The sequence below is a fragment of the Stenotrophomonas sp. YJH_SMC_101-4 genome (genome assembly GCF_059370395.1).
Genome location: NZ_JCAFTP010000003.1, coordinates 128,417 through 155,312, shown reverse-complemented (window position 1 = coordinate 155,312; position 26,896 = coordinate 128,417). Strand labels below are relative to the sequence as shown.

The following is a 26,896-nucleotide window of genomic DNA, read 5'->3' as shown; positions in this document are numbered from 1 at the left end:
GCAGTGCCGGCCAGCGGCCGGCACTACCCGTAATGCTCAGCGCTTGTACTTCGGCACGAACACCTTGTTCACCGCATCGGCGAGCTGGTCCGGCGGCAGCAGGCCCTGGTCGAGCAGGAAGTTGTTGAACGCCAGGCGGTCAAACTTCGCGCCCAGTGCCAGCTCGGTCTGCATGCGCAGCTCCAGGATGCGGGTGTAGCCGTAGAAGTAGCTGCCGGCCTGGCCCGGCATGCGCACCATGTAGCGGTCCAGCTCCTGGGTGGCCATCGCCTTGGACAGGCCGACCTGCTCCATCAGCACGCGCTCGCCGTTGGCGCGATCGGTCAGGCCGAGGTTGAGCATCGGGTCCAGCATCGCGCGCGCGGCACGCAGCAGGCGGAACTGCAGGGCGATCATCTGACCGTCCAGCGGTTCGTAGGGCACCATCTCGGCCTCGGCATACAGTGCCCAGCCTTCCACGTTCACCGAATTGAACGCGAACATGGTGCGTGCCAGCGACACGCCACGCTCGACCATCGCGGTGAACTGCAGCTCGTGACCGGGGCGGCCTTCATGCGCGCTCAGCGTCCATGCCGCCGCACCGAAGTTGAAGTCGTCGTACTGCGCGCCCGGGCCCGCTGCCGGGTTGCCCAGCGGCAGCACGAAGGTGCCCTGCTGCCCGGTGTTGTTGACCAGCGGTGCCGGCAGGAAGTGCGGCGCCGGGCTGGCCGCGCTCTCGGCGGCCGAACCCAGGCGCATCTGCATGGCACGCTTGGGTACGTCGACGATGGCGTGTTCACGGATCAGCGGGTCGATCGCATCGATCACCTTGCGATAGTGGCCTTCCAGATGGTCGTCGGCGATCTTGTCGGCCTTCAGTGCGCGGATCACCGCCACCGGGTCGCTCGGGTCGGCCACCTTCAGGCCCTTGTCCTTCGCCACCAGCGGCGCCAGCTGCTGCATCGCCGAGCGGGTTTCCATGAATTCCAGCTGCGCGCGCTGCATCAGCAGCTTCGGGTCGATATCGATACCGACCTGCTTGAGCTGGTAGGCGTACAACGGTGCCGGCAGGCGCGCGTCGGTACGCGCCTTCGGCAGCACCTCCTTGCGGGTCCAGGCGGCGTAGTCCTTCATCTGCCCGGCCAGCGCCTTCATCGCTTCATCGGCGCCGGCAATCTGGTACTTCTTCAGCAGCGACTCGATGCCGGTGATGTAGGTCTCGACGTTGTCCAGCGACTGCTGCACTTCGATCTTGGTCGGCTGCAGCAGGCTGCTGTCCTTCAGGCGTTCTTCGTAGCGCTGGCGGGCCAGCGTGGTGAACGCGGTGCCGCCCGGCTGCAGGCCGGCATAGGCCTTGAGGCGGTCAAGCGCCTTGGCCCGGCGCTCGGCCGGCACCTGATCGGACAGCAGCAGGTTGAGGCCGCTGAACACGGTCTGCGGCGCATCACTCCACGGCAGCAGGTATTTCTCGTTGAGCTCGCTGCCTTCGATGTTCTGGCTGGCGGCGTGGATCATGATCTCCAGGTCCTGGCGGACGTTGGGATCCTTCTCGGTGGCCAGCGTTGCCTTGAGTTCATCGCGGGCTTTGGCCATCGCGGCGCGATAGCGCTTGCCGTTGTCCGGGCCAAGGTCTGCGACCTTGTCGTCGTAGCCGGGAACGCCGAAGAAGCCGGTTTCCTCCGGCTGGAACGGGCCTTGTGCATCAAGCAGGATCTGCGCCAGTGCATTGCTGCGGGCAACCCAGGCCGGGCTGGCCGGAGGAGTGGCCTTGGCAGCCGGCGCGGCCAGGGCCGGCGGTGCGGACAGCAACGGGGCGGCGGTCAGGGCCAGGGCAACGGCCAATGCAATCGGCTTCATGGTGCACTCCAGGACAGGGTTGCCCGCACCCTACGCGCTCACGGCGATGGCGACAATCGGCTGGAGGTCATGGGGGAAGGGGGGCGCAGGATGCATGTGCTTCGTCGGTGATCCGACCATCTGCAGAATTCACAGCCTCTCCAACGGGGTAACAGCCTGCCTGGCACCCCGATCTTCCGTCTTATGGCCAAGGATAGACGTCGGCAATCATCTGGCGGGTTTCGTTCAAGACCCTGACATTGTGGTGGGTCTTTTCCGTGCCGGCAGGCAATCCGTTGTGACTGAGGTCAGGCGAAGACCACAGATTCACTCGGTGACATGGCACGCCAGAGCACTCGTAGGACATCACAGTCCTCCAGCGATCAGGCACATTCTCCGGCGCCTGATAGCCATGCCCGTAAGCAAATCGCGGCGGACTGATCGATGCATTTGCAGGCTCATGATCGGCGCCGAACAGGTGTCCAATTTCGTGGGCGAGGCTGCTGGTACTGGCCCCCAAGGCAGTTCCGCTCTACAACCGCGAAGGCCGTTTCCTTCGTGGCCAGCAGCCGTTGCGCCTGTCCGCAGGACGACAGTGACGACCCTGTGTCGATAATCATCAGCACGATGTCCGCCTTGGCAACATCGCGGACCTGATGCATGAAGCCCAGTGCACCCTTTCTTCCGGCCATGAGATCATCCAGCGTCTGGGTCACACCGGTTTCCGCGTACCGGTGCCTCTCGTGGAAGCCTGCGCAGATCCTTGCGGATCAGCACGCTGCCTTGGAGTTCGTACCGGAAGCTGCCGATGTTGAAGATGGCCTGCAATCGCCCGTCAGAAGCCTCGGAAACACGCACCGTCCCTTCCACATCTGTACACGGCGAGGAGGACGATGCGGTTGTGCCAGCCCAACGGAGCCGGCTGGGCATGGTTCCGGATGATGTTCCGCCATTCTGGACGGCCAGAACGTGGACCGGATCCGGCGCGTCACCTGCAGGGTAGCCTACGCGTTCCAGCCGTACTGTCACGTCGAAAAGATCGACTTCGATCGAATCGCCGGAAAGGGCATCTGGATGAACGTCAACGCGACGCACCCAGTCGACGATGCTGCCCTCGTACTGCCTGCGCAGCTCTGGTCCAGGATCCCACCCCCCAGCAGGTATCTGGACGAACCGGGTACCGGTCTTCGCAACTGACGGAAAGATGCCGAGCAGAACCAGCACCAGACAGAAAAGCGCACGTTTCATGATCCACCCGCAATGTCGCCGCCACATGGCACGATGAAAGCTACGTGTTGACTTCACTTCAGCAGGAGGCTCCCATCACATAGACTATGGGCGGCGTGGGATTTGGGCTGCACACGACAAATTTTCGCCACGATTCTCCAGATTATGGTGCGCTGCCCTTCCCTGAGTTTCCGTCCGGATACCTCAGCGATCTCCAGCCAGATGGCAATCCCGACACCTATCCGTTCGCACGCATCTGCTCTTCCTGTGCCGCATCAGACTGCGCTTCACAGTCGCCGATTCTTCACTGCGCCTCACGGCGGTGGCGACAATCGGTAGGAAGTCGTGGCGGAATTGATAGGCGACCGGGCCCAGAGGAGACCTGCCAGTCGACCCACGCGCGCAACGCGGGGCCTTCAGGCGCCTTGTGAAGAGCAATCGGCCAATAGGCGGCATTACCAGCCGCCTTTACCCGGCCGCGCGACCTGAGGTCACAACGCCTCGGTCAGCGGGCATTCGCCGCGATCACGGCAGGCCTGCAACTCGCACTCTCCCGCAGCCTCGTCGTCATCCAGCGCGGTCAGATCGAAGGTCTGCTTGTCTTCGGCCAGTACATACATCACCGGGTAATCCCAGACTTCATCGCGACGGCTGCCCTGCACGAACAACCGCCCGTGCGCATGCGGTCCTTCCAGCGCAACGGTCAGGCCGACATCGCGCTGGCCGTTGATCGCGGTCTGCATGCTGCCCAGCGGCATCGATTCGATATGCAGCGGCTCGCCGAAGGCTTCCACCAGTTCGATGCTGCAGCCCGCGCGACGCAGCGCTTCGCGCATCGGCGGGCTCTCGCGTGCCGCCTCGCTCCAGCGCAGCACGCTCCAGGTCACCACGCCACCTGCGCCGCCCAGCACCAGCACCACCGTCAGCGGCATTGCCCAGCGCCAATGGCGGCACCACCAACCGGCGGACGTCTGTCGATGGGCGGGAATCGGTGGTGGCAGGGTCATCGGCGGGCTCCTTCCCGGCTGCGGATCAGGGCTTCAGGCAACGTCCCAGGAAGGCTTCGGCCACGCGGTAGCGATGCAGGGCATCGGCGCCGGACAGGCCATGCTTGGCACCCGGGTAGGTCATCAGCTCGAACGGCTGTGCACGCTTCTGCAACGCGCTCATCAGGCTGGTCGAATTGGTGAACAGCACGTTGTCGTCAGCCATGCCGTGGATCAGCAGCAGCGGCGAGCGCAGGCCGTCGATATGGGTCAGCACGCGCGCTTCGCGGTAACCCGCTTCATTGCGCGCCGGCAGATCCATGTAGCGTTCGGTGTAATGGCTGTCATACAGGCCCCAGTCGGTCACCGGCGCACCGGCCACGCCACAGGCGTACTGGTTCGAGGCCTTGGCCAGCAGCATCAGGGTCATGTAGCCACCGTTGGACCAGCCCTGCACGCCGATGCGCGCCGGGTCCACCCACGGTTGCTGCTTCAGCCAGGTCACGCCGCGCAGCTGGTCGGTCACTTCCACCGTGCCCTGCTTGCCATACAGCGCACCACCGAAGTCACGGCCACGTCGCGGGGTGCCACGGTTGTCCAGCGAGAACACCACGTAGCCCTGCTGGGCCAGATACTGGTTGAACAGGTGGTCGCCACGGCCGGGCCAGCTGTCGGTGACGGTCTGGCTGGCCGGGCCGCCGTAGACGTACACCGCCACCGGGTAGCGCTTGGACGGATCGAAGCCGGCCGGCTTGATCAGGCTGTAGTTCAGCGGGGTCTTGCCATCGGCAGCCGTCAACGTGCCGAACTCGACCGGGCGCTGCGCATCGCGGTAGCGCGCATACGGGTGCTTGGGATCGGCCAGGTCGTTCTCCACCAGCGTAGCGATCTTCTCGCCGTTGGCGCGGAACAGTTCAATCTGCGGCGGCGTAGTGCTGTTGGACCAGCTGTCAACGTAGACGCTGGCATTGCGGGCGAACGTGGCGCTGTGCATGCCCGGTGCCTTCGACAGGCGCTGCGGCTCGCCGCCCTGCAGCGACACCGCGTAGATCTGGCTTTCGCGCGAGGTCTCGATGCCGGCACGGAAGTAGGCCTTGCCGGCCTTTTCATCGACCGCCAGCAGTTCGTCCACCGGCCAGTTGCCGTGGGTCAGCGCGGTGGCCTTGCCCTTGCCGTCGATGCGGTACAGGTGCTGGAAACCACTGCGCTCGGACGACCACAGCACGCTGCCGTCGTCGAGGAAGCGCAGGCTGTTGTGCAGCGGCACCCAGGTCGGGCTGGTCTCGTGGGCGAGCACGCGCTGGCGGTTGGAATCGAGCGCCACTTCCACCAGGTCCAGCTGCCTCTGGTCACGCGACTGGCGCTGGAAGCTCAGGTGCCGCGCATCGCGCCAATCGACGCGGGCCAGGTAGATGTCCTGCTCCTTGCCCAGGTCGACCCAGCGCGGCTGCGCGTCGGCGGCCGGTGCGATCACGCCCAGCTGCACGCGCACGTTGGCATCGCCGGCGGCCGGATAACGCTGCTCGATCACGTCGGTGCGGTCGGCGTAGACCTCGTAGCGCTTCTGCACCGGCACCGGTGCCTCGTCGATGCGGGCAAAGGCAATGGCCGAATCATCCGGCGCCCACCAGTAACCCGTGTGGCGGTCCATCTCCTCATCGGCGACGAACTCGGCCACGCCGTTGCCGATGGTGGTGCTGCCATCACGGGTCAGCTGCAGCTGCTTGCCACTGGCCAGGTCGATCACCCACAGGTTGCGGCCGCGGATGAAGCTGACGAAGCCGCCCTCGGGCGACAGCTTGGCGTCGGTGGCGAAGCCTTCACCGTGGGTCAGCTGGCGTACCGCGGCCTGGCCCTGCTGCTTGAGGTCGTACAGGTACAGCTCGCCGCCCAACGGGAACAGCAGGCGCTGCGCGTCCGGCGACCACTGGTAATCGACGATGCCGGTCATCGCGGCGATGCGCTGGCGTTCGCGGCGTGCCTTTTCCTCATCGCTGAGGGTTTCGGTGCCGGGCAGCACCACCTTGGAATCGACCAGCAGCCGGGTCTGGCCGCTGCTGATGTCGTAGGTCCACAGGTCCAGCTGGTTGCGGTCGCTGTCCTTGCCGCGCAGGAAACTGACCTGCGAACCGTCCGGCGCCACCTTCGGCTTCATCAGGGTCGGGCCGGACAACGGCAACGGGCCGGTGATGGCTTCCAGGGTCAGCTTTTCAGCGTGGGCGGCGGTTGTGGTGGCGAGCATGAGGGCGAGCGAAGCGAACAGGTGGCGCATGGAGGATCCCGGCAAACGGCAGGTCCACCCCGGCTCGGAGCACGGGGCGGTCGTTCCCCATCCTAACCAAGCCCGTGCAGGAAGGCAGCATGACCTTTTGCCCATAAGGAATGCTGACGAGTGCCGACCAACGGCCGGCACCCACCGTCCTGGGTCAACGCTGGCCGAACAGGTGCTTGCGCTCTTCGTCGCTGAGCGGCTTGCCGGCGTTGGGGTTCACCTGCTGGCGCAGGGCATAGGCGCGCTGGGTGGCCGGGCGTGCGGCGATGGCGTCGTGCCAGCGCTTGAGGTTCGGGAACGCGGCGAAATCCACCGGCAGCTTGTCGTAGGCGCCGATCCACGGATAGCTGGCCATGTCGGCGATGCTGTACGCGTCGCCGGCAAGGAAGGCGTGCTGGGCCAGGCGCTTGTCCATCACCCCGTGCAGTCGGCGCACCTCGTTGTCGTAGCGCTCGATGGCATACGGGATCTTGTCCGGCGCATACACGTTGAAGTGGCCCATCTGGCCGCTCATCGGGCCCAGGCCGGCCATCTGCCAGAACAGCCATTCCAGGGTGGTGACGCGGCCGCGCGGGTCGCTGGGCAGGAACTGGCCGGTCTTTTCGGCCAGGTACAGCAGGATCGCGCCGGACTCGAACACGCTCAGCGGGGCGCCGCCATCGGCCGGGGCGTGGTCGACAATCGCCGGCATCTTGTTGTTCGGCGAGATCGCGAGGAATTCCGGCTTGAACTGGTCGCCCGAGCCGATGTTGACCGGGTGGATGCGGTACTCCAGGCCGGCTTCTTCCAGCAGCAGGGTCACTTTGTGGCCGTTCGGGGTGGGCCAGTAATACAGGTCGATCATGGCGGCGGCTCGGGGTGCGGAAAGGAACCTGAAGTCTAGTGCGTGAGTTGGGTTGGCACCGTCATGGCGGGCCGGTAACCTCGCGGCTCCCCCGAAACGCACTGTCCTGCATGAGCCACAGTCCTCGCCCCCTGTCCCCGTTGTCCTCGCTGATCTTCGCCTCGCGCTGGCTGCAGCTGCCGCTGTACCTGGGCCTGATCCTTGCCCAGTGCGTCTACGTGTTCCTGTTCGGCAAGGAACTCTGGCACCTGCTATCCCACTCGGTCTCGATGGGCGAACAGCAGATCATGCTGATCGTGCTGGGCCTGATCGACGTGGTGATGATCTCCAACCTGCTGGTGATGGTGATCGTCGGCGGCTACGAGACCTTCGTCTCGCGCCTGCGCCTGGAAGGCCACCCGGACCAGCCGGAATGGCTGAGCCACGTCAACGCCAGCGTGCTGAAAGTGAAGCTGGCGATGGCGATCATCGGCATCTCCTCGATCCACCTGCTGAAGACCTTCATCGCCACCAGCGCGCTGAAGGGACTGCCGCTGTGCAAACCGGAACAATGGGCCGCTGCAGTGTCGTCGGCTTCGACCAGCTTCTACAACGCTGGCGTCGATACCTGCACGACCATGACCCAGGAAGGCGTGCTGTGGCAGACCATCATCCACTGCGTGTTCATCCTGTCGGCGATCGGCATCGCCTGGACCGACAAGCTGATGTCCAACAGCCACAGCAAGTCCCACGACAAGTCGCACGACCACTGAGGTCGTTGCCAGCAGCGGCATGACGCCGTTGCCCGTCCCGGCCACCACCCCTTGTACGCGGCGGTGGCCGGGATGCTAGATTGCACCCTCGCCGTTGCCGGCGGTGGCGTCGGGAAACGTCACCCTGCCGCGCCCGGACCCCAGGTCCCGGCCATGCGTATCAATGATTTACGTCACGTCGTCTTCTAGAGGGGAGCAGGATGTCGCACGTCTCAACGATCACCGCCGCGCGCCGGTGGCTGCCGGTTGCCCTGGCACTGGCACTGGCCGCCTGCTCGGGCAAGGAAGAATCCGCAGCGCCTGCTGCCGCCACGGCGCCTGCCGCTGCTGCACCCGCCGCACCGGTGGTCGCTGCCAAGGTGCAGTCGATGGGTACCGAGCAGCTGCGTGAGTCGGCCAGCCAGGCGTTGCGCGAGAACCGCATGTATGCACCGGCCGGCGACAACGCCATCGAGTACTACCTCGCCCTGCGTGACAAGACGCCGGACGACGCCTCGGTGAAGAGCGCGCTGACCGATCTGCTGCCCTACACCCTGATCGCCGCCGAGCAGCACCTGGGCCGCGAGGACTACACCGAGGCGCAGCGCCTGGTGGCACTGATCGAGAAGGTGGATGCCTCCGCCCCCGCACTTCCGCGCCTGAAGGAAGGCCTGGCCAAGGGCGTGGAAAACGCCGCCAAGCGCACCGAGACCGAAGCCGAGAAGGCAAAGAAGGACGCCGAGGACCGCAGCAAGCAGCAGATCGAACAGCAGCGCCTGGCCGAACAGCGCACCAAGGAAGCCGACGCGGCCAAGCAGATCGCCGCGCAGCAGGATGCCGCACGCCGCGACAACGAGCGCCAGGAGGCCGAGCGCCAGGCCGCGGCCCGTCGCGATGCCGAACAGAAGCAGCAGCAGGCCGCCGCCCAGCAGGCCAGCGCCGCGCGCCAGGCAGCCGCCGCCGCAGCTCCCACCCTGCGCCCGGTCAGTACGCCAGCGCCGCGCTATCCGGCCGAAGCCCTGCGTTCGGGAACGTCGGGGGAAGTACTGGTGGAGATCACCGTGGGCACCGACGGCTCAGTGGTCAGCGCCCGCGTGCTGCGCGCAACGTCCGGACGGACCTTCGACCGCGAAGCCCTGAACGCGGTCAAGCGCTGGCGCTTCGAGCCGGTCAACGCGCCGGTCACCACCCGCCGCACCCTGGTGTTCGCGCCGGGCGGCTGACCGCAGAAAAGGGGACGGACGGGATCAAGTCGTTTCTGCCGCCTCCATGACGCCAAGGCCCGGTCCGTCCGGGCCTTGTCCGTTTCAGGCCGCGCCATCAATCAGGTGCTGCAGGGCAGGATCGCGCGCGACCAGCACCTGGAACAGACCCAGCGCATGCAGGCCAGGCAGCAACGCACGCAGGTCAGCTTCGGCAGTGGCGCGGAAGGCGGGATCGCTGGACGGATCCTGCCAGTCACGAACGCTGGCCAGGAAAGCACCTACGCTGCCCTTGCGCACGGTGACGCCGTTCACCTGCACGTCGTTCTGATGGTCGGGAAGAATGTCCTGTGGCTGCATGGGGAAGCGCTCCGTTGAAGTAGGCTCCAGTGTCGGGACGCGGACGCGACGTTTCTGCCGTATAACTGCCAATTGATATGGCAGATCAGACAACCACCGGATTACTCGACCCCACGTTGGCCGATACCGCCGACGGACCGGTGGTGCTGGCGGCCGGGCTGCACCAACGCGGTATGCGTCGCACAGCGCGCCACCGGCATGCCCGTGGGCAGCTGCTGGGTGCACACCAAGGGCTGCTGCGGATCGCCGCCGACGACCTGCACTGGCTGCTGCCCGCAGGTCACGTCGCCTGGATACCGCCCTTGCTGCCCCACGCGCTGCTGAGCGCAGACGGGTTCGATGGCTGGAGCCTGTACTTCAACGCCGAGGCCTGCCTGGGCCTGCCCGCCACACCGCGCATTTTCCAGCCCAATGCACTGCTGCGGGCGGCGACAACACGTGCGCTGCGATGGCCCCACCAGCCACTGGATGCTGCGCAGGCACGACTGGCCGGTGTGATCGCCGATGAGATCGCCGCCAGCACGCCTCTGCCGCTTGCCCTGCCACAACCGCGTGACCGGCGACTGCAGAAGATCGCCGCCGCACTGGCGCGCGCACCCGAAGACGGCCGCAGCATTGAGGACTGGGCCGCCAGCAGCGGCCTGTCCGGCCGCAGCCTTGCCCGCCGTTGGCAGGCCGAAACAGGTATGACCTTGAGCCAGTGGCGGCAGCGCCTGCGCGTGCTGCTGTCGCTGCCACGCCTGCTGGCGGGCGAACCGGTGATCGGTGTTGCGCTGTCGATGGGCTACGACACGCCCAGTGCGTTCATCGCCGTGTTCAAGCGCGAGATGGGCGTGACGCCTGCTCGGTACGGGGAGGACTGACGTATCCAGCACTCCCTCTATCCTTCCTTGCGACCTAAGCTGCTTGCTGATTTCAGGAGCGCAACAGATGAAGTACGACGACGCCAGCTGGCATTCCGGGGGTGACTTCCCTTCGGATCTTCCTGCAGAGGCCGGTGCCACTCACATCGGTATGTACCTGGCATGGCTGCTGCTACAGGGCATGGCAAGCGAAGAGCTCGCCGAGGACGCAGAAGAAGACCTGCAGGCGCTGCTGGAACGCAGAACGACGCCAGGCCTGTTCCTGCTGGAGTGCAGCGACGGCAAATTCGTCGACGATCTGATCAGTGATGAAGCCAACACGTTCACCGCTGCGTACTACGACCTCGAGAATGGCCAGTACCTGGACGACTATGAGGGACAGCTGGGCGCCAATGTCCCGGATCTGTACCACGTCGCCGATACCTGGGAGAACTTCGATCGACTGGCACCGGTGATTGCCCAGCGTTTCGCCATTTGGCAGGCAACGCAGTCCTGAAATCAACGAGGCCCGGAATGACCGGGCCTCGTTTCAGATCCGCCGGGCATGGCCCGGCGCTACCACCCGCACTTAGCCGGAGATCGCCAGACGCTCATTGTGGTAACGCCGCACCGCGGCGAACCACAGCAGTGCGGCCAGGCCGAGGCTGGCGCCCAGGTAGATGGCCCAGACCGCCGGCGTGATCGTCTCGTGGCGGATCACCTTCAGCAGCATCTGGTTCTGCGACAGGAACGGCACGGCGTACTGCCACAGCTCGCTCTTCAGCGGGTAGGCCACCAGCGCGTAGCCGGGCATCATCGGCAGCAGCATCAGCCAGGTCATGTGGCTCTGCGCCTCCTTCATGCTCTTGGCCGCGGCCGACAGGAAGGTCAACAGCGAGGTGCCGATCATCAGCATCGGCAACATCACCAGCAGCATCTGCAGCATCGAACCGACATTCATGTTGAACTGGCGGCCGATGTTACCGGGCGCGATCTGTGCGCTCACCTTGAACGCGACCAGGGTCAGCAGCAGCGACACGAACCCGACCACGCAGGCGGCGGCGATCTTGCCGCTGACGATCGCGCTGCGCGAACCCGGCGTGGCCAGCAGCGGCTCCAGCGACTGCCGCTCGCGCTCACCAGCGGTAGCGTCCATCACCAGGTAGGCGCCACCGATGAACGAGGTGAGCGTGAGCAGCACCGGCAGCAGCATCGACAGGATCATGCCGCGCTTGGCTTCGGCACTGGCCAGGTCCTGGCGCGCCACGTCCAGCGGCCGCGCGACCTGTGCGTCGATGCCACGCGCCATCAGGCGCAGCGCACCGACCTGGCCATTGTAGGTCGCCAGTGCCGCCTCCAGCCGCGCGCTGGGCACTTCTGCGGCGCGACGGGTACTGTCCTTGATCACCTCCACCAGCGCCGGCTTGCCATCGGCCCAGTCCTTGCCGAAGTCATCGCTGATGCGCAGTGCCACGTCGATCTGCTGGCTGCGGATGGCCTCGGCCAGGTCCTTCGGTGCCGGTGCGGTGTTCAGTCCCTGCGCGGCAAGGAAACGCACCAGATTAGGGGCGTTGTCCGCACCGATGGTCGGAATCTGCAGCGGTTGTTCAATCTGGGTGCGTACCCGGCTCTCGGCCAGCTTGCCCATGCCCAGCAGCAGCACCGGGTACAGCAGCGGCCCGAACAGCAGGGTCAGCAGCAGCGTGCGGCGATCACGGGAAAGATCGCGCAGTTCCTTGCGCATCACCGTCATCAGGGTCGACATCATGCTCATGCGTGCAGGCCCTCTTCGCTGCCGATCAGTTTCACGAACGCATCTTCCAGGTTGGATTCGCCGGCCTGCGCGCGCAGTTCATCGGCGCTGCCGGCAGCCATCACCGTGCCCTTGGCAATGATCACGATGTGATCGCACAGCGCGGCCACCTCCTGCATGATGTGGCTGGACAGGATCACGCAGCGGCCCTCTTCGCGCAGACCCAGCAGGAAGCGGCGCAGTGCGCGCGTGGTCATCACGTCCAGGCCATTGGTCGGCTCATCGAGAATGACGTTGCGTGGGTCGTGCACCAGCGCGCGGGCAATCGCGGTCTTGGTGCGCTGGCCCTGCGAGAAGCCATCGGTCTGGCGGTCGAGGATGTCACCCATGTCCAGCGCGTGCGACAGCACCTCGATGCGCTCGCGGATGCGCTCGGCCGAGAGACCATGCAGTTCGCCGAAGTAGGCGATGTTCTCGCGCGCGGTCAGGCGCTTGTAGACACCGCGCGCGTCGGGCAGCACGCCAAGGTGGCGGCGTACGTCCACCGGATTGCGCGCAGCATCGACACCATCGACGCTGATGCTGCCCTGGTCGGGGGTCATCAGCGTGTACAGCATGCGCATGGTGGTGGTCTTGCCGGCACCATTGGGGCCGAGCAGGCCGGTGATGCGGCCATCCTCGGCGCGGAAGCCGACGTTGGAGACCGCCTGGATGCGGCCCGTGCGGGTGTCGAAAGCCTTGTGCAGGTTGTCGGCGACGATCATGGTTCCCATCCGTTGAACGAGGTGAACGCCGGCACGTAGCTCAGCGTGTCCAGGCAGCCGGCATCCAGCGCCTTGGCATCGGTCTTGTCGATGAACTGGCCGAGCAGGCGCGGCATGCAGCCGGCGGTCAGCGTGCCGTGGCCCTGGCCACGGGCGACCAGCGCACGGCCATTGGGCAGGCCCTTGAGCACCTGCTCGGCATAGCGCGGCGGCGTCACCGGGTCCAGCTCACCGGACAGCAGCAGCGCCGGTACGTCACTGCGCAGCGGCACGGCATTGGCTGCCGGTGCCGGCCGGTGCGGCCATACCGGGCAGGCGGCGAAGAAGGCACTGGCCACGTCGTTGCCGAACAGGCGCTCGGGATCCTCGGCCGGTGCGTGGTAGCGCGGCGCATCTTCGCTGCAGATCACCGACCACTGCATGCCACGATTGATCTGGAAATCCATGCTGCGGTTCGCACCGCGTGCCAGCGACGCCAGCGGTGCGTAGCGGCCGTGCGCGGCTTCATCAAGAACCAGCGGCAGCAGCGAGGAATACTGCGGCACATAGGAGAAGGCGAACGCCAGCCCGATCACGCTGTCCGGACTCAGTACATCCTGCCGGGTCTGGTTGGTGCCGGGGTCGCGATACTCCACCGAGACCGGCGCACGGCGCAGGGTCTCGACCACGCTGCGCAGCTGCGCGCGGGTGTCGGTCGGGAAGCGCTTGCTGCAGGCGGCATCCTTGCGGCACTGCGCCGACTGCAGGGCGATCGCATCCTCAAACGTCGTGGCGAAATCGCCGCCCACCACCAGTTCATTCGGCACCACGCCATCGATGACGATGCTGCGCGTGTGCTGTGGATAGGCACCGGCATAGCGCTGGGCCACGCGGGTACCGTAGGAGCCACCGACCAGGTTGATGCGCTCGACGCCCAGCGCCTGACGCACCGCATCCAGATCAGCAATCGCCTCGGTGGTGGTGTAGAAGCGCGCATCGGCGCGCCCCTGCAGCGAAGCGGCGCAGCGCTCGGCGTAGTCGCGCAGCGACGCTTCAGTGGGTGCGGCATCCTCGTCCATGGCCAGTTCCTTGCCATCCGCGTCACGGCAGTTGAGCGGGTTGGAGCCGCCGGTACCGCGCTGGTCGACGAGGAAGATGTCGCGCTGCTTGCGCACCTGGCGCAGCGCGGTATCGACAATGACGGCCACCTCGCTGGCGGCCTGGCCAGGACCACCGGCCAGGAAGAACACCGGATCGGGCTGGCTGCTGCCGCCATCGCCCGATTCCAGCCAGGCGATGCGCAGGCCGATGCGTCGGCCATCAGGCCGGGCCCGGTCCTCCGGCACCTGCAGGGTGGCGCACTGCGCTTCCACGTTGGCGCTGGCGCCTTCGGTGGACAGCGTGCAGGGCTGGAAATCGATGCTGCCGAAGCGGCGGCTGGGTGCATCGCTGGCGCCTTCGGCGCCAGGTGACGGTGACTGGCTGCAACCGGCAAGCATCAGGCTGGCCAACGCTGCGGCCAGCGCGAGGTGGTGTCTTTGCATCGTGCTCGTTTCCCCTGGAGGACGTTCCTGGCAACCACGACGGGCTGCCGCGGAAGATGTGACTCAACTTACACGGGCACGGCGTCGTCGGCGATGGGCAGACGCGAAATCTCCGCCGGCGTGGCGCAGGCCAGGCGATCGCGGCCCGCGGCCTTGGCCCGGTACAGCGCCGCGTCTGCCGCTGCCAGCAGCGTGGACAGGTCGCCGTGGCCGTCGTCCATGGCCAGGCCGATGCTGGCGGTGACCGTCACCGGCCCGGTGGTCAGCCGCGCCGGCGTCTGCTGCAGAGCGGTACGGAACGCCGCAGCCCACGCCATCGCGTCGTCCTGCGTGCTACCGGCCAGCACCAGCACGAACTCCTCGCCCCCGTAGCGGCCCAGCAGCGTGTCGTGGCCCTGCAAACCGTGCTGCAGCAGCGCAGCGAAGTGGCGCAGTACCTGGTCTCCGGCCAGATGGCCCCAGCGGTCGTTGATCTGCTTGAAGTGATCGACGTCGACCAGCAACAGGGCCAGTGGCCGGCCCTGCCGACGCAGCCGCTGCAACTGTGCCTGGCCATCGGCCAGCACCGCGCTGCGGTTGAGCAGCCCGGTCAGCCCATCGGTGCGCGCCGCACGCCGCAGATCGACCAGCATGCGCTCGACCAGCAGCAGCACCATCGCAAAGCACCGCGCCAGTTCCAGCATCACCCCGGCAAGGTAGGTGACGAACATCGGTGTACCGGTGCGCATGATGTCCTCGCCGGCATCGGGTGCCACCGGCAGGAACAGGCGCACCGCGTACAGGGCCGCCTCGGCCAGGAACACCGCCGCCGCCAGGCGGCAGCTGGTGCGCTGTAGCACGGGGGCATGCCGCAGCAGCAACCACGCGATCCAGCCATCGACCAGCAGCGTGAACACACTGAACACCTGCAGGCGCACCCGCAGGTCCGGCCACAGCACCAGGAAGGCGAAGATGCAGGCCATGAAGGCGGCCGCCATCAACAATGGACGCCACAGCGGCAGCGGCTGTTCCAGATGCAGCGCCACGCCGCGCAGCATCAGCACCGCGCAGCCGGCCATCGCCGCATTTCCGGCCAGTATGGCCGGCGCCAATGGCAGGTAGGGTCGCAGCGCCAGCAGGGTCACACCCAGGGTAAGCAGCCACAGGCTGGCGGTCCACAGGCGCAGCACCGGCTGCCCGCGCAGCACCACCAGCAGCAATGAGAACCCCACGGCAATGCCGATGCAGAGCAGGAAGCCAAGCACGGTAATGGTCGGGAAATCCAGGGACATGCGGCGCTCATCGGCCGGGGCGGCGCGCGCATCTTAGCGCCTTGTGGTGCCATCCCCCCGGCGCTTCCCGCCCCGATGCCGATGCGGGGTCTGAAAACGGCGAGCACGGCGGCCGGCGCATGCGCAGAATCCGCGGAAATCCAAGGAGACGCTCATGCATGCGTGGTACCTCGGTGGCATCGACCACCGCCCGTTCCTGCACCTGTTCGAGAAGAGCGACACCGCGCTGGCTGCGCTGGGCATCCAGCGTCGCTGGGCCGGTGAAACAGGAGGACACCCCTGCCGGATCAGCCTGAGCGATCCACCCGGTGGCAGCGAGCTGCTGCTGTTGTCCCATGTGCACCTGCCCCTGCACTCGCCCTATCACGCCTCGGGCCCGATCTTCGTGCAGCGTGGCGTGACCCGCTGCGTGCTGCCGCCGGGTGAAGTACCGCCGTATGTACAACGCAGGATGATCTCGTTGCGCGCCTATGACCAGGCTGCATGGATGCTGGCCGCAGAGATCAGCGCGGGCACGGACGTCTCCGCTCGGCTGGACGCGCTGTTTGCCGATCCTGCCGTGGCCTTCGTGCAGCTGCACAACGCGGCCCACGGCTGCTTCTCATGCCAGGCGGATCGCGTGGGTATGACGCCGACGTAGCACGATCTCCACGACGTGATCGTTGCCACGCCGAAGACGTGATCGCCAGCGCATCCGTTCAGTCCCGCGTGAAGCCTGCGGGAAGGGCTTCACACCCACAGTCACGGATCGGCATTTCCATGGTTCCGCACCCTGCGCTGCGACTCGATACTCGCCGTGGTGCCGCCGAAAGTCCGCCGTGCAGCGCAGCTCCTGCGGTCACCGCTCTCATTCGACGACCACAAGGAAGCGCCATGTCATTCCGATCCACACCGCTGTTGCTGGCCACTTCACTGGCCGCCGCTGGACTGCTGCTGACCGGCGATACATTTGCCCATGGCACCATGACCACGCCGATCAGCCGCGTCTATGCCTGCTTCCAGGGCAATCCCGAGAACCCGACCAACCCGGCCTGTGCCGCGGCCAAGGCCATCGGCGGCTCACAGGCGTTCTACGACTGGAACGGCATCAACCAGGCCAACGCCAACGGCAACCACCAGGCCGTGGTGCCCGACGGCAAGCTGTGCAGCGGCAACAATCCCACCTTCCGCGGCCTGGACGTGAACCGCAGCGACTGGCAGACCACGCCCATCCACGCCGATGCCAATGGCAAGTTCACCTTCGTGTTCAAGGCGACCGCGCCACATGCCACGCGTGACTGGCGCTTCTACGTCACCCGCGAAGGCTGGCAGCCGGGCAGCCCGCTGGGCTGGGCCGATCTGCAGGAGTTCTGCACCCTGGGCAATACGCCGCTCTCCGCCGATGGCACCTACAAGCTGCAGTGCACGCTGCCGCAGCGCACCGGCCAGCATGTGATCTACAACACCTGGCAGCGCTCGGATTCGACCGAAGCGTTCTACACCTGCATGGACGTGCGCTTTGAAGGCGGTGGTGGTACGACACCGGCACCGCAATGGCAGGATGCTGGCCCGGTCACCGCACGCGGCGAGCTGCCGGTGGGAACGACGCTCGCACTGCGCGTATTCAACGCCAACGGCAACGATGTCGAACGTGTGGAAACGACCTTGGGCAGCGGCCAGACGTCTGCCACGCAATGGCCATTGATTCTGGCGCGCAAGGTCAATGGCAGTGCACAGCATGCGCGTGTGGGCGTGCTTGCCAATGGCGTGATCACGCCGTCGGCGTCGGCCACCGACAATCGCGTGTACCTGAAGGACGGCAACCGCTTCCAGCTCGATACCAGGGTGCCGGACCCGGGTACGCCGTCGCCGGGCGGTGATTTCGACCACGTGTACCCGGCGGGCATCGGCAGCTATGTACCGGGCCAGACGGTGGTGAAGAGCAGCGACGGCAAGCTGTATGCCTGCCGTCCGTTCCCGGAAGGCGCGTGGTGCAACGTCAACGCCGAGGCGTACCGGCCGGGCGTGGGTGCGGCTTGGCGCGATGCGTGGATCGCGTACTGACGCAGGCGACCGGGGGCGGCGTGATGCCGCCTCCGGTTCAGGGAATGCCGGCCAGCGGCCGGCACGCCCCGCCTACTTGCTGCTGACGTACTTCTCGCGGCGGATCTGCGGGTTGCCCAGGCCGGCGGCCTTCAGCAGCTCGGCGCAGGCATCGACCATGTCCGGGTTGCCGCACAGGTAGGCGATGTCGGTGGCCGGGTCCGGCGTGAAGGCGGCCAACGCCTGCTGCACGTAGCCATGCTGCACGTCCTGGTGAGCATCGGCCGGCAGTTCCCGCGACAGGCACGGAACATAACGGAAGTTCGGGTGCTTTTCGGCGAAGCTGTAGAAGTCTTCGCTGTACAGCAGCTCACCCGGGCTGCGCGCGCCCTGCAGCAGCACGATCTGCACGCCCCGTTCGGCCATCGCCGTTTCCAGCAGCGGCAGCATCGAGCGATACGGGGTAACGCCGGTACCGGTCGCGATCAGCAGGTAGCGGGCGTTGTGGTCGCCGGGGTTCAGGCAGAACCGGCCATAGGGACCGGACGCACTGATCTGGCCGCCCTGCTCCAGCGCCTCGAACAGGGCCGTGGCGGCGCCACCGGGCACGAAACTGACCGCGATATCCACCGCCTCGCCCGGGCCCAGCGCGTGGTCGTGGATGGTCGCCAGCGAGTAGCTGCGCTTGGTTTCGGTGCCGTCGGCGTAGCTGAAATGGACCTGGATGAACTGGCCGGGCTGGAAATCCAGCGGCTGTCCATCGTCACGCACGAACTGGTAGTGGCCGACGGTCGGGGCCAGCATGCGGCAGCCGACCAGCTTGAGGGGGAATTGAACAGGCACGACTTTTCGGGACAGTGTGTAGCCGGGGCAAGCCCTCGGGGTCTTCTATAATAGCCCCTCCCCGCCCCTCTCCAGCGCCAGCCCATGGGCGCGAAGGCTTCGAGCTTGGCATCCCAGAACGATATGGCGCCCGCCCTGCGCGTGCGCGACCTGCGCAAGACCTACGACAATGGCACCCAGGCCCTGAAGGGGGTTTCCCTGGAAGTGGCCCCGGGCGATTTCTTCGCCCTGCTCGGCCCCAACGGCGCCGGCAAGTCGACCCTGATCGGCATCATCAGCTCCCTGGTCAACCTCAGCGAGGGCCAGGTGGAAGTGTTCGGCAGCGACCTGGTGCGCAACCGCAGCGCCACCATGCGCCTGATCGGGCTGGTGCCGCAGGAAATCAACTTCAACCTGTTCGAGAAGCCCTTCGACATCCTGGTGAACTACGCCGGCTTCTACGGCGTGCCGCGCGAGGAAGCGGAACAGCGCGCCGAAGAGGAGCTGAAGCGCGCGCACCTGTGGGAAAAGGCCCAGGTGATGAGCCGCACGCTGTCCGGCGGCATGAAGCGCCGGCTGATGATCGCCCGCGCGATGATGACCCGCCCGCGCCTGCTGATCCTGGACGAACCGACCGCCGGCGTGGACATCGAGATCCGCCGCGACATGTGGCGCGTGCTGAAGGAGATCAATGCCGCCGGCACCACGATCATCCTCACCACGCACTACCTGGAAGAGGCCGAGTACCTGTGCCGGCACCTGGCGATCATCAACCACGGCCAGATCGTCGAGCAGGGCCCGATGCGCGCCCTGCTGGCCAAGCTGGACGTGGAAGGCTTCCTGCTGGACATCGACGGTGAGCTGCCGGCGCAGCTGCCGGTGATCGAAGGCGCGACGCTGACCGCGCCGGACCCGCACACGCTGGACATCGACATGCCACGCGCAATGGACCTCAACCGCGTGTTCGCCACGCTCAACGAGGCCGGCATCCGCGTGCGTTCGATGCGTACCAAGAGCAACCGCCTGGAGGAGCTGTTCGTGCGCCTCACCGGCAACCTGGAGAAGCCTGCATGAGCACCACCGAGCTGACCGACGGCCAGCGCAACCGCGTCGCACTGATGACCATCGTGCGCCGCGAAGTCGCCCGCATCATGCGCATCTGGGGCCAGACCCTGGTGCCGCCGGCGATCACCATGACCCTGTACTTCCTGATCTTCGGCAACCTGATCGGGTCGCGCGTGGGTGACATGGGTGGCTACACCTACATGCAGTTCATCGTGCCGGGCCTGGTGATGATGAGCGTGATCCAGAACAGCTACGGCAACATCAGCTCCTCGTTCTTCGGCGCCAAGTTCGGTCGTCACGTGGAAGAACTGCTGGTCAGCCCGATGCCGAACTGGGTGATCCTGTGGGGCTACGTGGCCGGCGCGGTGCTGCGCGGCCTGATGGTGGGCGTGATCGTGCTGATCATCGCGATGTTCTTCACCCCGGTGCGCATCCCGCACCCGCTGGTGATGCTGACCACGGTGATCCTGGGCGCGACGATCTTCTCGCTGGCCGGCTTCATCAACGCGGTGTATGCGAAGAAATTCGACGACGTGGCGATCGTGCCGACCTTCATCCTGACCCCGCTGACCTACCTGGGTGGCGTGTTCTATTCGGTGAAGCTGCTGCCGGGCTGGGCCGAAGCAGCCACGCATGCGAACCCGATCTTCTACATGGTCAATGCGTTCCGCTATGGCCTGCTGGGCAGCAGCGATGTGCCGCTGCCGGTGGCCTACGGCCTGATGATCGGTTTCGTGGTGGTGCTGACGGCGCTGGCGCTGTGGCTGCTGCGCCGTGGCGTGGGCATGCGCAGCTGAGTTTTGCGTGCAGGGCCTGCGGCCCTGCACCCGCCGAATCAACGTCAACTTCTACGGCAACATCAAAAGCTGGCATTCCGTGGGTTGGCGGGGTGGGTCCGGTTGCGGGGGACGCCGTAAACCCATCCCTGGGGGCTTGGCCGCGGCATCCATGCCGCGGACACCCCCGCAATCGGACCCACCCCGCCTTGGACAGATTGCCGCTGCTGTGGGTAGGTGTCGACCTTGGTCGACACGATGGATCCACGCCATGCGTGGATGAAGCGTTCCAAGCCGATGCTCGGCGCTTTTCGTCTGGGATTGCGGCTAGGCTGTGGCGATGAAGATCACTTCCATTCCGTTGGACAAGGCCGTGTCGGACGGCCCCATCGATGCCTTCAGCCATGTGGTGCTGGGCGATTCGCCCACCCTGGATGAGGTACTGGATTGCCTGGCGTCGCTGCACGTGGCCAATCCCCGCCATCGCTATCTGTGCACGCTCGACGATGTCGGTCAGTGCCGTTACACCAGCATGCACGCGTCCGACGACGCGCGCATCGCACTGTACGAGGACGAAGACCCGGCGACCCCCGAAGATGCGTTGGCGGCACGCGAGCGGTTGCTGGCGCATGTCATCGCGCAGCTGGAGCACTCCTTCCATCGGCTGGAATGGACCACCCTGCCGGGTACCTTGCTGTGCAATGACGCAGACATCGAGACGCTGGTCACGGCCAATGCCGCACCCGACCTCATCGTCGACGAAGCGGTCTGCGTACAGCAGGTGCCGGTGGACCGCGATGACCTGCTGATCGCCGCCCTGCCCAACGGCTACTTCAGCGCGGACTGGGACATCTTCCAGAACCACGCCCTGATACGGCACCTGCAGGAGCGCTACGACTACCGCCTGTTCGGACTCGGCGCATCGTGGCTCGGCTTCCAGCGTAACCGGGCGCCACCGCCAGCAGAGGCAAACGCGTTGGTCGCTGACCTGCAGCGTGTCTACGCTGCCGGAACACACGAAACCTGGTCACAACTGGCTGCAACGCTGGCCACCCGAACCACGCTTCTATTGGGATACACCGAAGACTTCAGCCAACAGCTGTCCTGAGCAGAGCCGCCGAGCGTGGGTCATGCGGGCCGTCCTGACCGGTATCCTTCGGACCGTCGGATGCGACGTTGGCAGAGGCGCGTACTTCTTCCACCACGAGGGGCACCGCCGTTGGCCGCAATCTCCGGCACAATCGGACTCATGATTCCCCCAGAACACGGTGAACCTGCAATGCGCATCCTGATCCTTGGCGCCGGCGGTACCGGCGGTTACTTCGGTGGTCGCCTGGCTCAGGCCGGCGTGGACGTGACCTTCCTCGTACGCCCCGCGCGCGCCGCACAGCTGGACCGCGATGGCCTGGTCATCCGCAGCCCACTCGGCGATGCCAGCTTCCCGGTGCAGCACGTCACCGCCGATGCGCTGCCCGCATTGGCCGCGCGAAAGCCGTTCGATCTGGTCATCCTCAGCTGCAAGGCCTACGACCTGGACAGCTCGATCGACGCCATTGCTCCGGCCGTGGGCGCGAACACCACCGTGCTGCCGATCCTCAACGGCCTGCACCACTACAACGCGCTGGACCTGCGCTTCGGCCGCGACGCCGTGCTCGGCGGCCTGTGCTTCATCAGCGCCACCAAGGCCCCGGACGGCGCCGTGCTGCATCTGGGCAAGCCGGCCAAGCTCACCTTCGGCGAGCGCGATGGCGGCGCGATCTCCGCACGCGTGCGCGCCTTCGCCGCTGCCTGCGCACAGGCCAACCTCGACCACCTGGCCAGCGAGCGCATCGGCCAGGAGCAATGGATCAAGTACACCTTCCTGACCGCGCTGGCCGCAGCCACCTGCCTGCTGCGTGCGGACATCGGCACCATTGTCGCCACCGATGATGGCCAGGCCATCGTGCGCGGCCTGTATGACGAATGCCTGGCCGTGGCCGAAGCCGCTGGTGAACCGATTCCCGACGCCGCGCAGGACACCGCGCGCGGCACCTTGACCCAGGCCGGATCTGCGCTGAAGGCGTCGATGCTGCGCGATCTGGAAGCCGGTCAGCAGGTGGAAGCCGAGCAGATCGTCGGCGACATGCTGGCGCGTGCGCGCAAGGCCGACCAGGAAGGCCTGTTGCTGCAGGTCGCCTACAGCAGCCTGCAGGCCTACCAGGCCCAGCGCGTCGCGTGAGCCTCCCGTTGCAGGCCAGTGCGCTGCCTACGCGGGTGCTGATCCTTGGCATGGGCTGGAGTGGGTGCGTGCTGGCTGCGCAGCTGCAGGCGCGGGGCGTGCAGGTTGCGGGGACGGTGCGCGACCCCTCGTCGGCACCGGACGATGGCCGGCTGCGGCATCAGCTGCGCGCCGACGCGCCACCGTCGTCAGCCCTGCTCGAGGAGATCGCACACGCCGAGGCCGTGCTGTGCAGCGTGCCGCCAGATGCCGAGGGCGACCCGGCACTGCGCCTGCTGCTGCCGGCACTGCAGGCCAGCCCGGCACTGCGCTGGGTGGGCTACCTGTCGTCCACGTCGGTGTATGCCGACCGGGCCGGCGGTTGGGTTGACGAGCGCAGCGCAGCCGATGCCACTGAAGCAGCCGGCGTGCAGCGCCTGCGTGCCGAAGTGCAATGGCGTGCACTTGCAGAAGAACGTGGCATCGCCTCGGCGGTGTTCCGCCTGCCTGGCCTGTACGGGCCCGGACGCAACGCAGTGCTGCAGTTGGCCGAGGGCCGTGCCCGCCATGTGATTCGGCCGGGCTTGGTGTTCAATCGCCTGCACGTAGAGGATCTTGCGGCAGTGATCATCGCGGCGATGAAGCGACCGACACACCAGGGCCTGTACCTGCCCAGCGACGACGAACCGGCACCACCACAGGATGTGCTGGCCTTCGCCGCGCAGCTGGGCGGGTTTGCGATGCCGCCGGCCGTGGCCTGGGACGATCCAGCGCTGAGCCCGACGCTGCAGCGCTTCTACCAGAGCAACAAGCGCATCGACAGCCGTGGCACGCGTGCGGCGCTGGGGTGGGCACCACGGTTTCCGACGTATCGGGAAGGACTGCAGGCGCTGGCCGCTTCGCTCGCCGGGCATGGCCCGGCGCTACCGGACAGCGCTTTGTAGAGCCGAGCCCATGCTCGGCTGCTCTTTGCGTCTTTCGCGCTGCGCGCGATAAGCCGAGCATGGGCTCGGCTCTACGGATCAACCCGCGTCGGGCAGCCGGAAGAAAGTGCGCGTGGCCGCCGTGGCATTGGCCGCCGTCACCGCCACGTCCTCGCCACGGTCGCGCGCCAGCTCTTCCACGATGTGCGAGAGGAACATCGGCTCGTTGCGGCGATCCTTCGGCATCGGCTTCAGCGTGCGCGGCAGCAGGTACGGTGCATCGGTCTCGATCATCAGGCGGTTGGCCGGGATGTTCTTCACCAGTTCGCGCAGGTGCGCGCCGCGGCGCTCGTCACACAGCCAGCCGGTGATGCCGATGTACCAGTCCTGGTCCAGGTAATCGAACAGCTCATCGCGTTCGCCGGTGAAGCAATGCACCACCGCCGGGCCGATGCGGCCCTCGAAGTTCTTCATCTGTGCCATGAAATCGGCATGCGCGTCGCGCTGGTGCAGGAACAGCGGCTTTCCATTCTCAGCGGCCAGCTGCAGCTGGCGCTCGAAGGCACGGTGCTGGGCCGGGCGCGGCGAGAAGTCACGGAAGTAGTCCAGCCCGCACTCACCCACCGCCACCACTTCCGGGTGGGCGTGCAGCGCGCGCATCTCGGCATCGCATTCGTCGGTGTATTCCACCGCATGATGCGGGTGCACGCCGGCGGTGGCATACAGGAAGCCCGGATGCTGCTGCGCCAGCTGCAGGGCCAGCGGTGAGTGCTCGCGGCTAGCACCGGTGATGACCATCTGCACCACGCCGGCCTGGCGCGCGCGGTCCAGCACGGCGTCACGGTCGCGGTCGAAGGAATCGTGGGTCAGGTTGGCGCCGATATCGATCAGGTGCATGGTCATCGCGGGGGAAAAGTGCCCGCGCATTGTACCTGCGCCCGCCGTGGCCCCTTATCCTTTGCACATGAACGCCCCGCTCTTCCCGATTTCCCCGCTGCTGCCACAGATCCAGCAGCACCTGGCCGCGCAGCCGCGGCTGGTGCTGGAAGCCCCACCTGGCGCCGGCAAGACCACCCAGGTGCCGCTGGCGCTGCTGGATGCGCCGTGGCTGCAGGGCCGGAAGATCATCCTGCTGGAGCCGCGCCGGGTGGCCGCACGCAGCGCCGCGCTGTTCATGGCGCGGCAGCTCGGTGAAGAGGTCGGCGGTACGGTCGGCTACCGCATCCGCTTCGAGAACAAGATCTCGGCGCGCACACGCATTGAAGTCGTCACCGAAGGCATCCTGACCCGCATGCTGCAGGACGACCCGATGCTGGAAGAAGTCGGCGCGATCCTGTTCGACGAGTTCCACGAGCGCCATCTCAGTGGCGATCTGGGCCTGGCGCTGGCACTGGACGTTCAGGCCCAGCTGCGCGATGACCTGCGTCTGGTGGTGATGTCGGCAACACTGGATGGCGAGCGCCTGGCACGCTTCCTCGACGCGCCGCGGCTGAGCAGCGAGGGCCGCAGCTACCCGGTCGCGATCAGCCATTTCCCGGCGCGCCGCGATGAGGCGCTGGAACTGCAGGTGCGCCGCTCGGTGCAGCAGGCCTTGGCCGAACACCCCGGTGACCTGCTGGTGTTCCTGCCCGGCCAGCGCGAAATCGCGCGCGTGCAGGCCGGGCTGCAGGAATCGCTGGACGGCAACGTCGAAGTGCTGGCCCTGCACGGTGAACTGCCGGTGGAGCAGCAGGCGCGCGTGCTGCAGGTGGCCAGCGATGGTCGCCGCCGCGTGGTGCTGGCCACCAATGTCGCCGAATCCTCGGTGACCCTGCCCGGCGTGCGCGTGGTGATCGACAGCGGCCAGGCGCGCGAGCCGCGCTACGACCCCAACAGCGGCTTCACCCGGCTGGACGTGGTGGCCATCGCGCAGGCGTCGGCCGACCAGCGCGCGGGCCGCGCCGGTCGCGTGGCCGAGGGCGTGGCCTGGCGGCTGTGGCCGCAGTCGCAGCGGCTGGAGCCGCAGCGCCGCGCCGAGATCGACCAGGTGGAACTGGCCGGACTGGCGCTGGAACTGGCGGCCTGGGGCAGCAGCGACCTGCGCTTCCTAGACCCGCCACCGGCCGGCCCGATGGGCGCGGCACGCGAACTGCTGCAGCGATTGGGCGCGCTGTCCAGCAGTGGCGCGATCACCGCACTTGGCCGGCGCGTGCTGGCGTTGGGCACGCATCCGCGGATGGCGGCGATGTTGCTGGCGGCGTCCGATGCACGTGCGCAGGCGCTCGCCGCTGATCTGGCCGCCCTGCTGGAGGCGCGCGACCCATTGCGCCAGGGCGGTGACGCGCTGGCGGCACGCTGGCGCGCACTGGCCGCGTTCCGCAATGGCCGCGCACCGGGTGACGCCAACCGCAGCGGTCTGGCCGCCATCGATGCGGCCGCCAAGCAGTGGCGACGTCGCCTGCGCTGTGATGCCGCGCCGCCCGCCAGCATCGAGGCCCACGAACTGGGTGACCTGCTCGCACATGCCTTCCCCGACCGGATCGGTTTCCAGCATCCCAGCGATCCATTGCGCTACCTGCTGGCCAATGGTCGCAGCGCGCGCCTGCACGAACTGAGCGACCTGCGTGGCGAACCGTGGCTGGTGGCCAGCGAGCTTCGCTTCGAGGCACGCGATGCGCTGCTGCTGCGTGCCGCACCGGTGGACGAAGGCCAGCTGCGCAAGGCGTGGCCGGAGCGCTTCGTCACCGAAGATGTGGTCCGCTGGGACAGCGAGCGCCGCGCCCTGGTGGCCCTGCGCGAGACCCGTTTCGACCGCATCGTACTGGACAGCCGCTCGGCCGGCCGGGTCGATCCGCAGCACGCCGCGCAGGCGCTGACCGACGCGGTGGCCGAGCTCGGCCTGCAGGCGCTGCCATGGACCGAAGGCCTGCGCCAGTGGCAGGCACGGGTGGAATCACTGCGGCGCTGGATGCCGGAGTTGGATCTGCCCGACTGCAGCGACGCGGCCCTGCTGGCCAACCGTGCGCAGTGGCTGCAGCCCGCGTTCGCCGGCAAGAGCCGTCTGGATGCGCTGGACGAGTCCAGCTTCGGCGAGGCGCTGAAGTCGCCGCTGGAGTGGTCACAGCGGCAGCTGGTCGAACGCCATGCACCGACCCGCATCACCGTGCCGTCCGGACTGGAGCGGCCGATCACCTACGAGTTGGACAGCGAAAGTGGCGAGCCGTTGCCACCGGTGCTGGCGGTGAAGCTGCAGGAACTGTTCGGCCTGGCTGATACGCCGCGCATCGCCGATGGGCGCGTGCCGCTGACCCTGCACCTGCTGTCGCCCGGTGGCCGGCCGCTGCAGGTCACCCAGGACCTGCGCAACTTCTGGGAAAACACCTACGCCGAAGTGAAAAAGGAGATGAAGGGCCGCTACCCGCGCCATCCGTGGCCGGATGACCCGTGGACGGCCACGGCCACGCACCGGGCCAAGCCACGCGGGACCTGACCGGCCCTGCCGGCACGACCGGTTGCGGACCC

At 66.9% G+C, this 26,896-nt stretch carries 26 protein-coding genes; 12 read left to right on the top strand and 14 right to left on the bottom strand.

Features of this window, described 5'->3' with window-relative positions; genetic code table 11:
* Nucleotides 1-36: 36 nt before the first annotated feature.
* The 7 genes from AC5P8D_RS11560 to AC5P8D_RS11530 form a co-directional block, all read right to left on the bottom strand.
* Nucleotides 37-1,836: a DUF885 domain-containing protein gene (locus AC5P8D_RS11560; protein ID WP_414614924.1), complete on the bottom strand. Its 1,800-nt coding sequence runs from the start codon at nucleotides 1,834-1,836 to the stop codon at nucleotides 37-39.
* A 181-nt stretch (nucleotides 1,837-2,017) separates the two neighbouring features.
* Complete coding sequence (locus AC5P8D_RS11555; RefSeq protein WP_159360713.1) at nucleotides 2,018-2,335, bottom strand: M12 family metallo-peptidase; 318 nt, start codon at nucleotides 2,333-2,335, stop codon at nucleotides 2,018-2,020.
* Complete coding sequence (locus AC5P8D_RS11550) at nucleotides 2,274-2,531, bottom strand: hypothetical protein (protein ID WP_162564080.1); 258 nt, start codon at nucleotides 2,529-2,531, stop codon at nucleotides 2,274-2,276. The genes AC5P8D_RS11555 and AC5P8D_RS11550 overlap by 62 nt, the downstream gene beginning before the upstream one ends.
* On the bottom strand, nucleotides 2,512-3,063 hold the full coding sequence (locus tag AC5P8D_RS11545; protein WP_159360714.1) for a hypothetical protein: 552 nt from the start codon (nucleotides 3,061-3,063) through the stop codon (nucleotides 2,512-2,514). Before AC5P8D_RS11545 ends, AC5P8D_RS11550 begins: the two co-directional genes overlap by 20 nt.
* Before the next feature lie 470 nt (nucleotides 3,064-3,533).
* Nucleotides 3,534-4,049, bottom strand: a complete 516-nt coding sequence (locus tag AC5P8D_RS11540) for a cytochrome c oxidase assembly factor Coa1 family protein (protein ID WP_414614923.1) — start codon at nucleotides 4,047-4,049, stop codon at nucleotides 3,534-3,536.
* 25 nt (nucleotides 4,050-4,074) lie between these two features.
* Nucleotides 4,075-6,300 (bottom strand): S9 family peptidase, encoded by a 2,226-nt coding sequence (locus AC5P8D_RS11535; RefSeq protein WP_495203322.1) that lies wholly within the window; start codon nucleotides 6,298-6,300, stop codon nucleotides 4,075-4,077.
* 154 nt (nucleotides 6,301-6,454) lie between these two features.
* Entirely contained in the window at nucleotides 6,455-7,144 is a 690-nt protein-coding gene (locus AC5P8D_RS11530; RefSeq protein ID WP_010482229.1) for a glutathione binding-like protein, read from the bottom strand.
* Nucleotides 7,145-7,254: 110 nt separating this feature from the next.
* On the opposite strand from AC5P8D_RS11530, the gene AC5P8D_RS11525 reads away from it, so the two are divergent.
* Both AC5P8D_RS11525 and AC5P8D_RS11520 read left to right on the top strand, forming a co-directional pair.
* Nucleotides 7,255-7,896 (top strand): TIGR00645 family protein, encoded by a 642-nt coding sequence (locus tag AC5P8D_RS11525; protein WP_029379810.1) that lies wholly within the window; start codon nucleotides 7,255-7,257, stop codon nucleotides 7,894-7,896.
* A gap of 200 nt (nucleotides 7,897-8,096) precedes the next feature.
* Nucleotides 8,097-9,098 carry an energy transducer TonB gene (locus AC5P8D_RS11520; protein ID WP_043399467.1) on the top strand — a complete coding sequence of 334 codons (1,002 nt, stop codon included), beginning with the start codon at nucleotides 8,097-8,099 and terminating at the stop codon, nucleotides 9,096-9,098.
* Between the two features lie 84 nt (nucleotides 9,099-9,182).
* Here AC5P8D_RS11520 and AC5P8D_RS11515 read toward each other — a convergent pair whose 3' ends face one another.
* Nucleotides 9,183-9,437, bottom strand: a complete 255-nt coding sequence (locus tag AC5P8D_RS11515) for a hypothetical protein (protein WP_010482232.1) — start codon at nucleotides 9,435-9,437, stop codon at nucleotides 9,183-9,185.
* 77 nt (nucleotides 9,438-9,514) lie between these two features.
* Here AC5P8D_RS11515 and AC5P8D_RS11510 point away from each other — a divergent pair, with 77 nt between their 5' ends.
* A complete protein-coding gene (locus tag AC5P8D_RS11510; RefSeq protein ID WP_029379811.1) occupies nucleotides 9,515-10,300 on the top strand; it encodes an AraC family transcriptional regulator in 786 nt (261 codons plus the stop codon).
* 67 nt (nucleotides 10,301-10,367) lie between these two features.
* Complete coding sequence (locus AC5P8D_RS11505; RefSeq protein WP_019336743.1) at nucleotides 10,368-10,796, top strand: DUF7832 domain-containing protein; 429 nt, start codon at nucleotides 10,368-10,370, stop codon at nucleotides 10,794-10,796.
* Between the two features lie 72 nt (nucleotides 10,797-10,868).
* Here AC5P8D_RS11505 and AC5P8D_RS11500 read toward each other — a convergent pair whose 3' ends face one another.
* The 4 genes from AC5P8D_RS11500 to AC5P8D_RS11485 form a co-directional block, all read right to left on the bottom strand.
* The gene (locus tag AC5P8D_RS11500; RefSeq protein WP_043399475.1) at nucleotides 10,869-12,053 is read right to left on the bottom strand and encodes an ABC transporter permease; all 1,185 of its coding nucleotides are present in this window, start codon (nucleotides 12,051-12,053) and stop codon (nucleotides 10,869-10,871) included.
* Nucleotides 12,050-12,796 (bottom strand): ABC transporter ATP-binding protein, encoded by a 747-nt coding sequence (locus AC5P8D_RS11495; protein WP_057504146.1) that lies wholly within the window; start codon nucleotides 12,794-12,796, stop codon nucleotides 12,050-12,052. The genes AC5P8D_RS11500 and AC5P8D_RS11495 overlap by 4 nt, the downstream gene beginning before the upstream one ends.
* Entirely contained in the window at nucleotides 12,793-14,319 is a 1,527-nt protein-coding gene (locus AC5P8D_RS11490; protein ID WP_495203321.1) for an alpha/beta hydrolase, read from the bottom strand. The genes AC5P8D_RS11495 and AC5P8D_RS11490 overlap by 4 nt, the downstream gene beginning before the upstream one ends.
* Before the next feature lie 68 nt (nucleotides 14,320-14,387).
* A complete protein-coding gene (locus AC5P8D_RS11485) occupies nucleotides 14,388-15,590 on the bottom strand; it encodes a GGDEF domain-containing protein (RefSeq protein WP_495203320.1) in 1,203 nt (400 codons plus the stop codon).
* A gap of 154 nt (nucleotides 15,591-15,744) precedes the next feature.
* On the opposite strand from AC5P8D_RS11485, the gene AC5P8D_RS11480 reads away from it, so the two are divergent.
* Together AC5P8D_RS11480 and AC5P8D_RS11475 are read left to right on the top strand one after the other, a co-directional pair.
* On the top strand, nucleotides 15,745-16,230 hold the full coding sequence (locus AC5P8D_RS11480; protein ID WP_043399484.1) for a DUF1203 domain-containing protein: 486 nt from the start codon (nucleotides 15,745-15,747) through the stop codon (nucleotides 16,228-16,230).
* 233 nt (nucleotides 16,231-16,463) lie between these two features.
* Nucleotides 16,464-17,633 (top strand): lytic polysaccharide monooxygenase, encoded by a 1,170-nt coding sequence (locus AC5P8D_RS11475; protein ID WP_159360721.1) that lies wholly within the window; start codon nucleotides 16,464-16,466, stop codon nucleotides 17,631-17,633.
* 72 nt (nucleotides 17,634-17,705) lie between these two features.
* Here AC5P8D_RS11475 and AC5P8D_RS11470 read toward each other — a convergent pair whose 3' ends face one another.
* Nucleotides 17,706-18,455 (bottom strand): ferredoxin--NADP reductase, encoded by a 750-nt coding sequence (locus tag AC5P8D_RS11470; RefSeq protein WP_100064770.1) that lies wholly within the window; start codon nucleotides 18,453-18,455, stop codon nucleotides 17,706-17,708.
* Nucleotides 18,456-18,539: 84 nt separating this feature from the next.
* Here AC5P8D_RS11470 and AC5P8D_RS11465 point away from each other — a divergent pair, with 84 nt between their 5' ends.
* The 5 genes from AC5P8D_RS11465 to AC5P8D_RS11445 all read left to right on the top strand — a co-directional run bounded on the left by AC5P8D_RS11465 (nucleotide 18,540) and on the right by AC5P8D_RS11445 (nucleotide 23,416).
* On the top strand, nucleotides 18,540-19,508 hold the full coding sequence (locus tag AC5P8D_RS11465) for an ABC transporter ATP-binding protein (protein ID WP_043399492.1): 969 nt from the start codon (nucleotides 18,540-18,542) through the stop codon (nucleotides 19,506-19,508).
* Nucleotides 19,505-20,296: an ABC transporter permease gene (locus tag AC5P8D_RS11460; RefSeq protein ID WP_010482250.1), complete on the top strand. Its 792-nt coding sequence runs from the start codon at nucleotides 19,505-19,507 to the stop codon at nucleotides 20,294-20,296. The genes AC5P8D_RS11465 and AC5P8D_RS11460 overlap by 4 nt, the downstream gene beginning before the upstream one ends.
* Nucleotides 20,297-20,615: 319 nt before the next feature.
* Nucleotides 20,616-21,383, top strand: coding sequence for a hypothetical protein (locus AC5P8D_RS11455; RefSeq protein ID WP_414614679.1), 768 nt, complete (start codon nucleotides 20,616-20,618; stop codon nucleotides 21,381-21,383).
* A gap of 171 nt (nucleotides 21,384-21,554) precedes the next feature.
* Nucleotides 21,555-22,493 (top strand): 2-dehydropantoate 2-reductase, encoded by a 939-nt coding sequence (panE, locus tag AC5P8D_RS11450; protein ID WP_414614678.1) that lies wholly within the window; start codon nucleotides 21,555-21,557, stop codon nucleotides 22,491-22,493.
* Complete coding sequence (locus AC5P8D_RS11445) at nucleotides 22,490-23,416, top strand: NAD-dependent epimerase/dehydratase family protein (protein ID WP_495203319.1); 927 nt, start codon at nucleotides 22,490-22,492, stop codon at nucleotides 23,414-23,416. Before panE ends, AC5P8D_RS11445 begins: the two co-directional genes overlap by 4 nt.
* 78 nt (nucleotides 23,417-23,494) lie before the next feature.
* On the opposite strand, the gene AC5P8D_RS11440 is transcribed toward AC5P8D_RS11445, so the two are convergent.
* Entirely contained in the window at nucleotides 23,495-24,292 is a 798-nt protein-coding gene (locus AC5P8D_RS11440; protein ID WP_159360724.1) for a TatD family hydrolase, read from the bottom strand.
* A gap of 67 nt (nucleotides 24,293-24,359) precedes the next feature.
* On the opposite strand from AC5P8D_RS11440, the gene hrpB reads away from it, so the two are divergent.
* Nucleotides 24,360-26,864 (top strand): ATP-dependent helicase HrpB, encoded by a 2,505-nt coding sequence (hrpB, locus tag AC5P8D_RS11435; protein WP_495203318.1) that lies wholly within the window; start codon nucleotides 24,360-24,362, stop codon nucleotides 26,862-26,864.
* Nucleotides 26,865-26,896 lie beyond the last annotated feature (32 nt).

Bases quoted from the DNA above. Each gene is read 5' to 3' on its own strand.
- AC5P8D_RS11545 (WP_159360714.1), bottom strand. From the start codon at position 3,063: ATGAAACGTGCGCTTTTCTGTCTGGTGCTGGTTCTGCTCGGCATCTTT.
- AC5P8D_RS11455 (WP_414614679.1), top strand. From the start codon at position 20,616: ATGAAGATCACTTCCATTCCGTTGGACAAGGCCGTGTCGGACGGCCCC.
- AC5P8D_RS11560 (WP_414614924.1), bottom strand. From the start codon at position 1,836: ATGAAGCCGATTGCATTGGCCGTTGCCCTGGCCCTGACCGCCGCCCCG.
- AC5P8D_RS11460 (WP_010482250.1), top strand. From the start codon at position 19,505: ATGAGCACCACCGAGCTGACCGACGGCCAGCGCAACCGCGTCGCACTG.
- hrpB (WP_495203318.1), top strand. From the start codon at position 24,360: ATGAACGCCCCGCTCTTCCCGATTTCCCCGCTGCTGCCACAGATCCAG.
- AC5P8D_RS11520 (WP_043399467.1), top strand. From the start codon at position 8,097: ATGTCGCACGTCTCAACGATCACCGCCGCGCGCCGGTGGCTGCCGGTT.
- AC5P8D_RS11440 (WP_159360724.1), bottom strand. From the start codon at position 24,292: ATGCACCTGATCGATATCGGCGCCAACCTGACCCACGATTCCTTCGAC.
- AC5P8D_RS11465 (WP_043399492.1), top strand. From the start codon at position 18,540: ATGGGCGCGAAGGCTTCGAGCTTGGCATCCCAGAACGATATGGCGCCC.
- AC5P8D_RS11495 (WP_057504146.1), bottom strand. From the start codon at position 12,796: ATGATCGTCGCCGACAACCTGCACAAGGCTTTCGACACCCGCACGGGC.
- AC5P8D_RS11540 (WP_414614923.1), bottom strand. From the start codon at position 4,049: ATGACCCTGCCACCACCGATTCCCGCCCATCGACAGACGTCCGCCGGT.
- panE (WP_414614678.1), top strand. From the start codon at position 21,555: ATGCGCATCCTGATCCTTGGCGCCGGCGGTACCGGCGGTTACTTCGGT.
- AC5P8D_RS11490 (WP_495203321.1), bottom strand. From the start codon at position 14,319: ATGCAAAGACACCACCTCGCGCTGGCCGCAGCGTTGGCCAGCCTGATG.
- AC5P8D_RS11515 (WP_010482232.1), bottom strand. From the start codon at position 9,437: ATGCAGCCACAGGACATTCTTCCCGACCATCAGAACGACGTGCAGGTG.
- AC5P8D_RS11525 (WP_029379810.1), top strand. From the start codon at position 7,255: ATGAGCCACAGTCCTCGCCCCCTGTCCCCGTTGTCCTCGCTGATCTTC.
- AC5P8D_RS11505 (WP_019336743.1), top strand. From the start codon at position 10,368: ATGAAGTACGACGACGCCAGCTGGCATTCCGGGGGTGACTTCCCTTCG.
- AC5P8D_RS11480 (WP_043399484.1), top strand. From the start codon at position 15,745: ATGCATGCGTGGTACCTCGGTGGCATCGACCACCGCCCGTTCCTGCAC.
- AC5P8D_RS11475 (WP_159360721.1), top strand. From the start codon at position 16,464: ATGTCATTCCGATCCACACCGCTGTTGCTGGCCACTTCACTGGCCGCC.
- AC5P8D_RS11500 (WP_043399475.1), bottom strand. From the start codon at position 12,053: ATGAGCATGATGTCGACCCTGATGACGGTGATGCGCAAGGAACTGCGC.
- AC5P8D_RS11530 (WP_010482229.1), bottom strand. From the start codon at position 7,144: ATGATCGACCTGTATTACTGGCCCACCCCGAACGGCCACAAAGTGACC.
- AC5P8D_RS11535 (WP_495203322.1), bottom strand. From the start codon at position 6,300: ATGCGCCACCTGTTCGCTTCGCTCGCCCTCATGCTCGCCACCACAACC.
- AC5P8D_RS11510 (WP_029379811.1), top strand. From the start codon at position 9,515: ATGGCAGATCAGACAACCACCGGATTACTCGACCCCACGTTGGCCGAT.
- AC5P8D_RS11485 (WP_495203320.1), bottom strand. From the start codon at position 15,590: ATGTCCCTGGATTTCCCGACCATTACCGTGCTTGGCTTCCTGCTCTGC.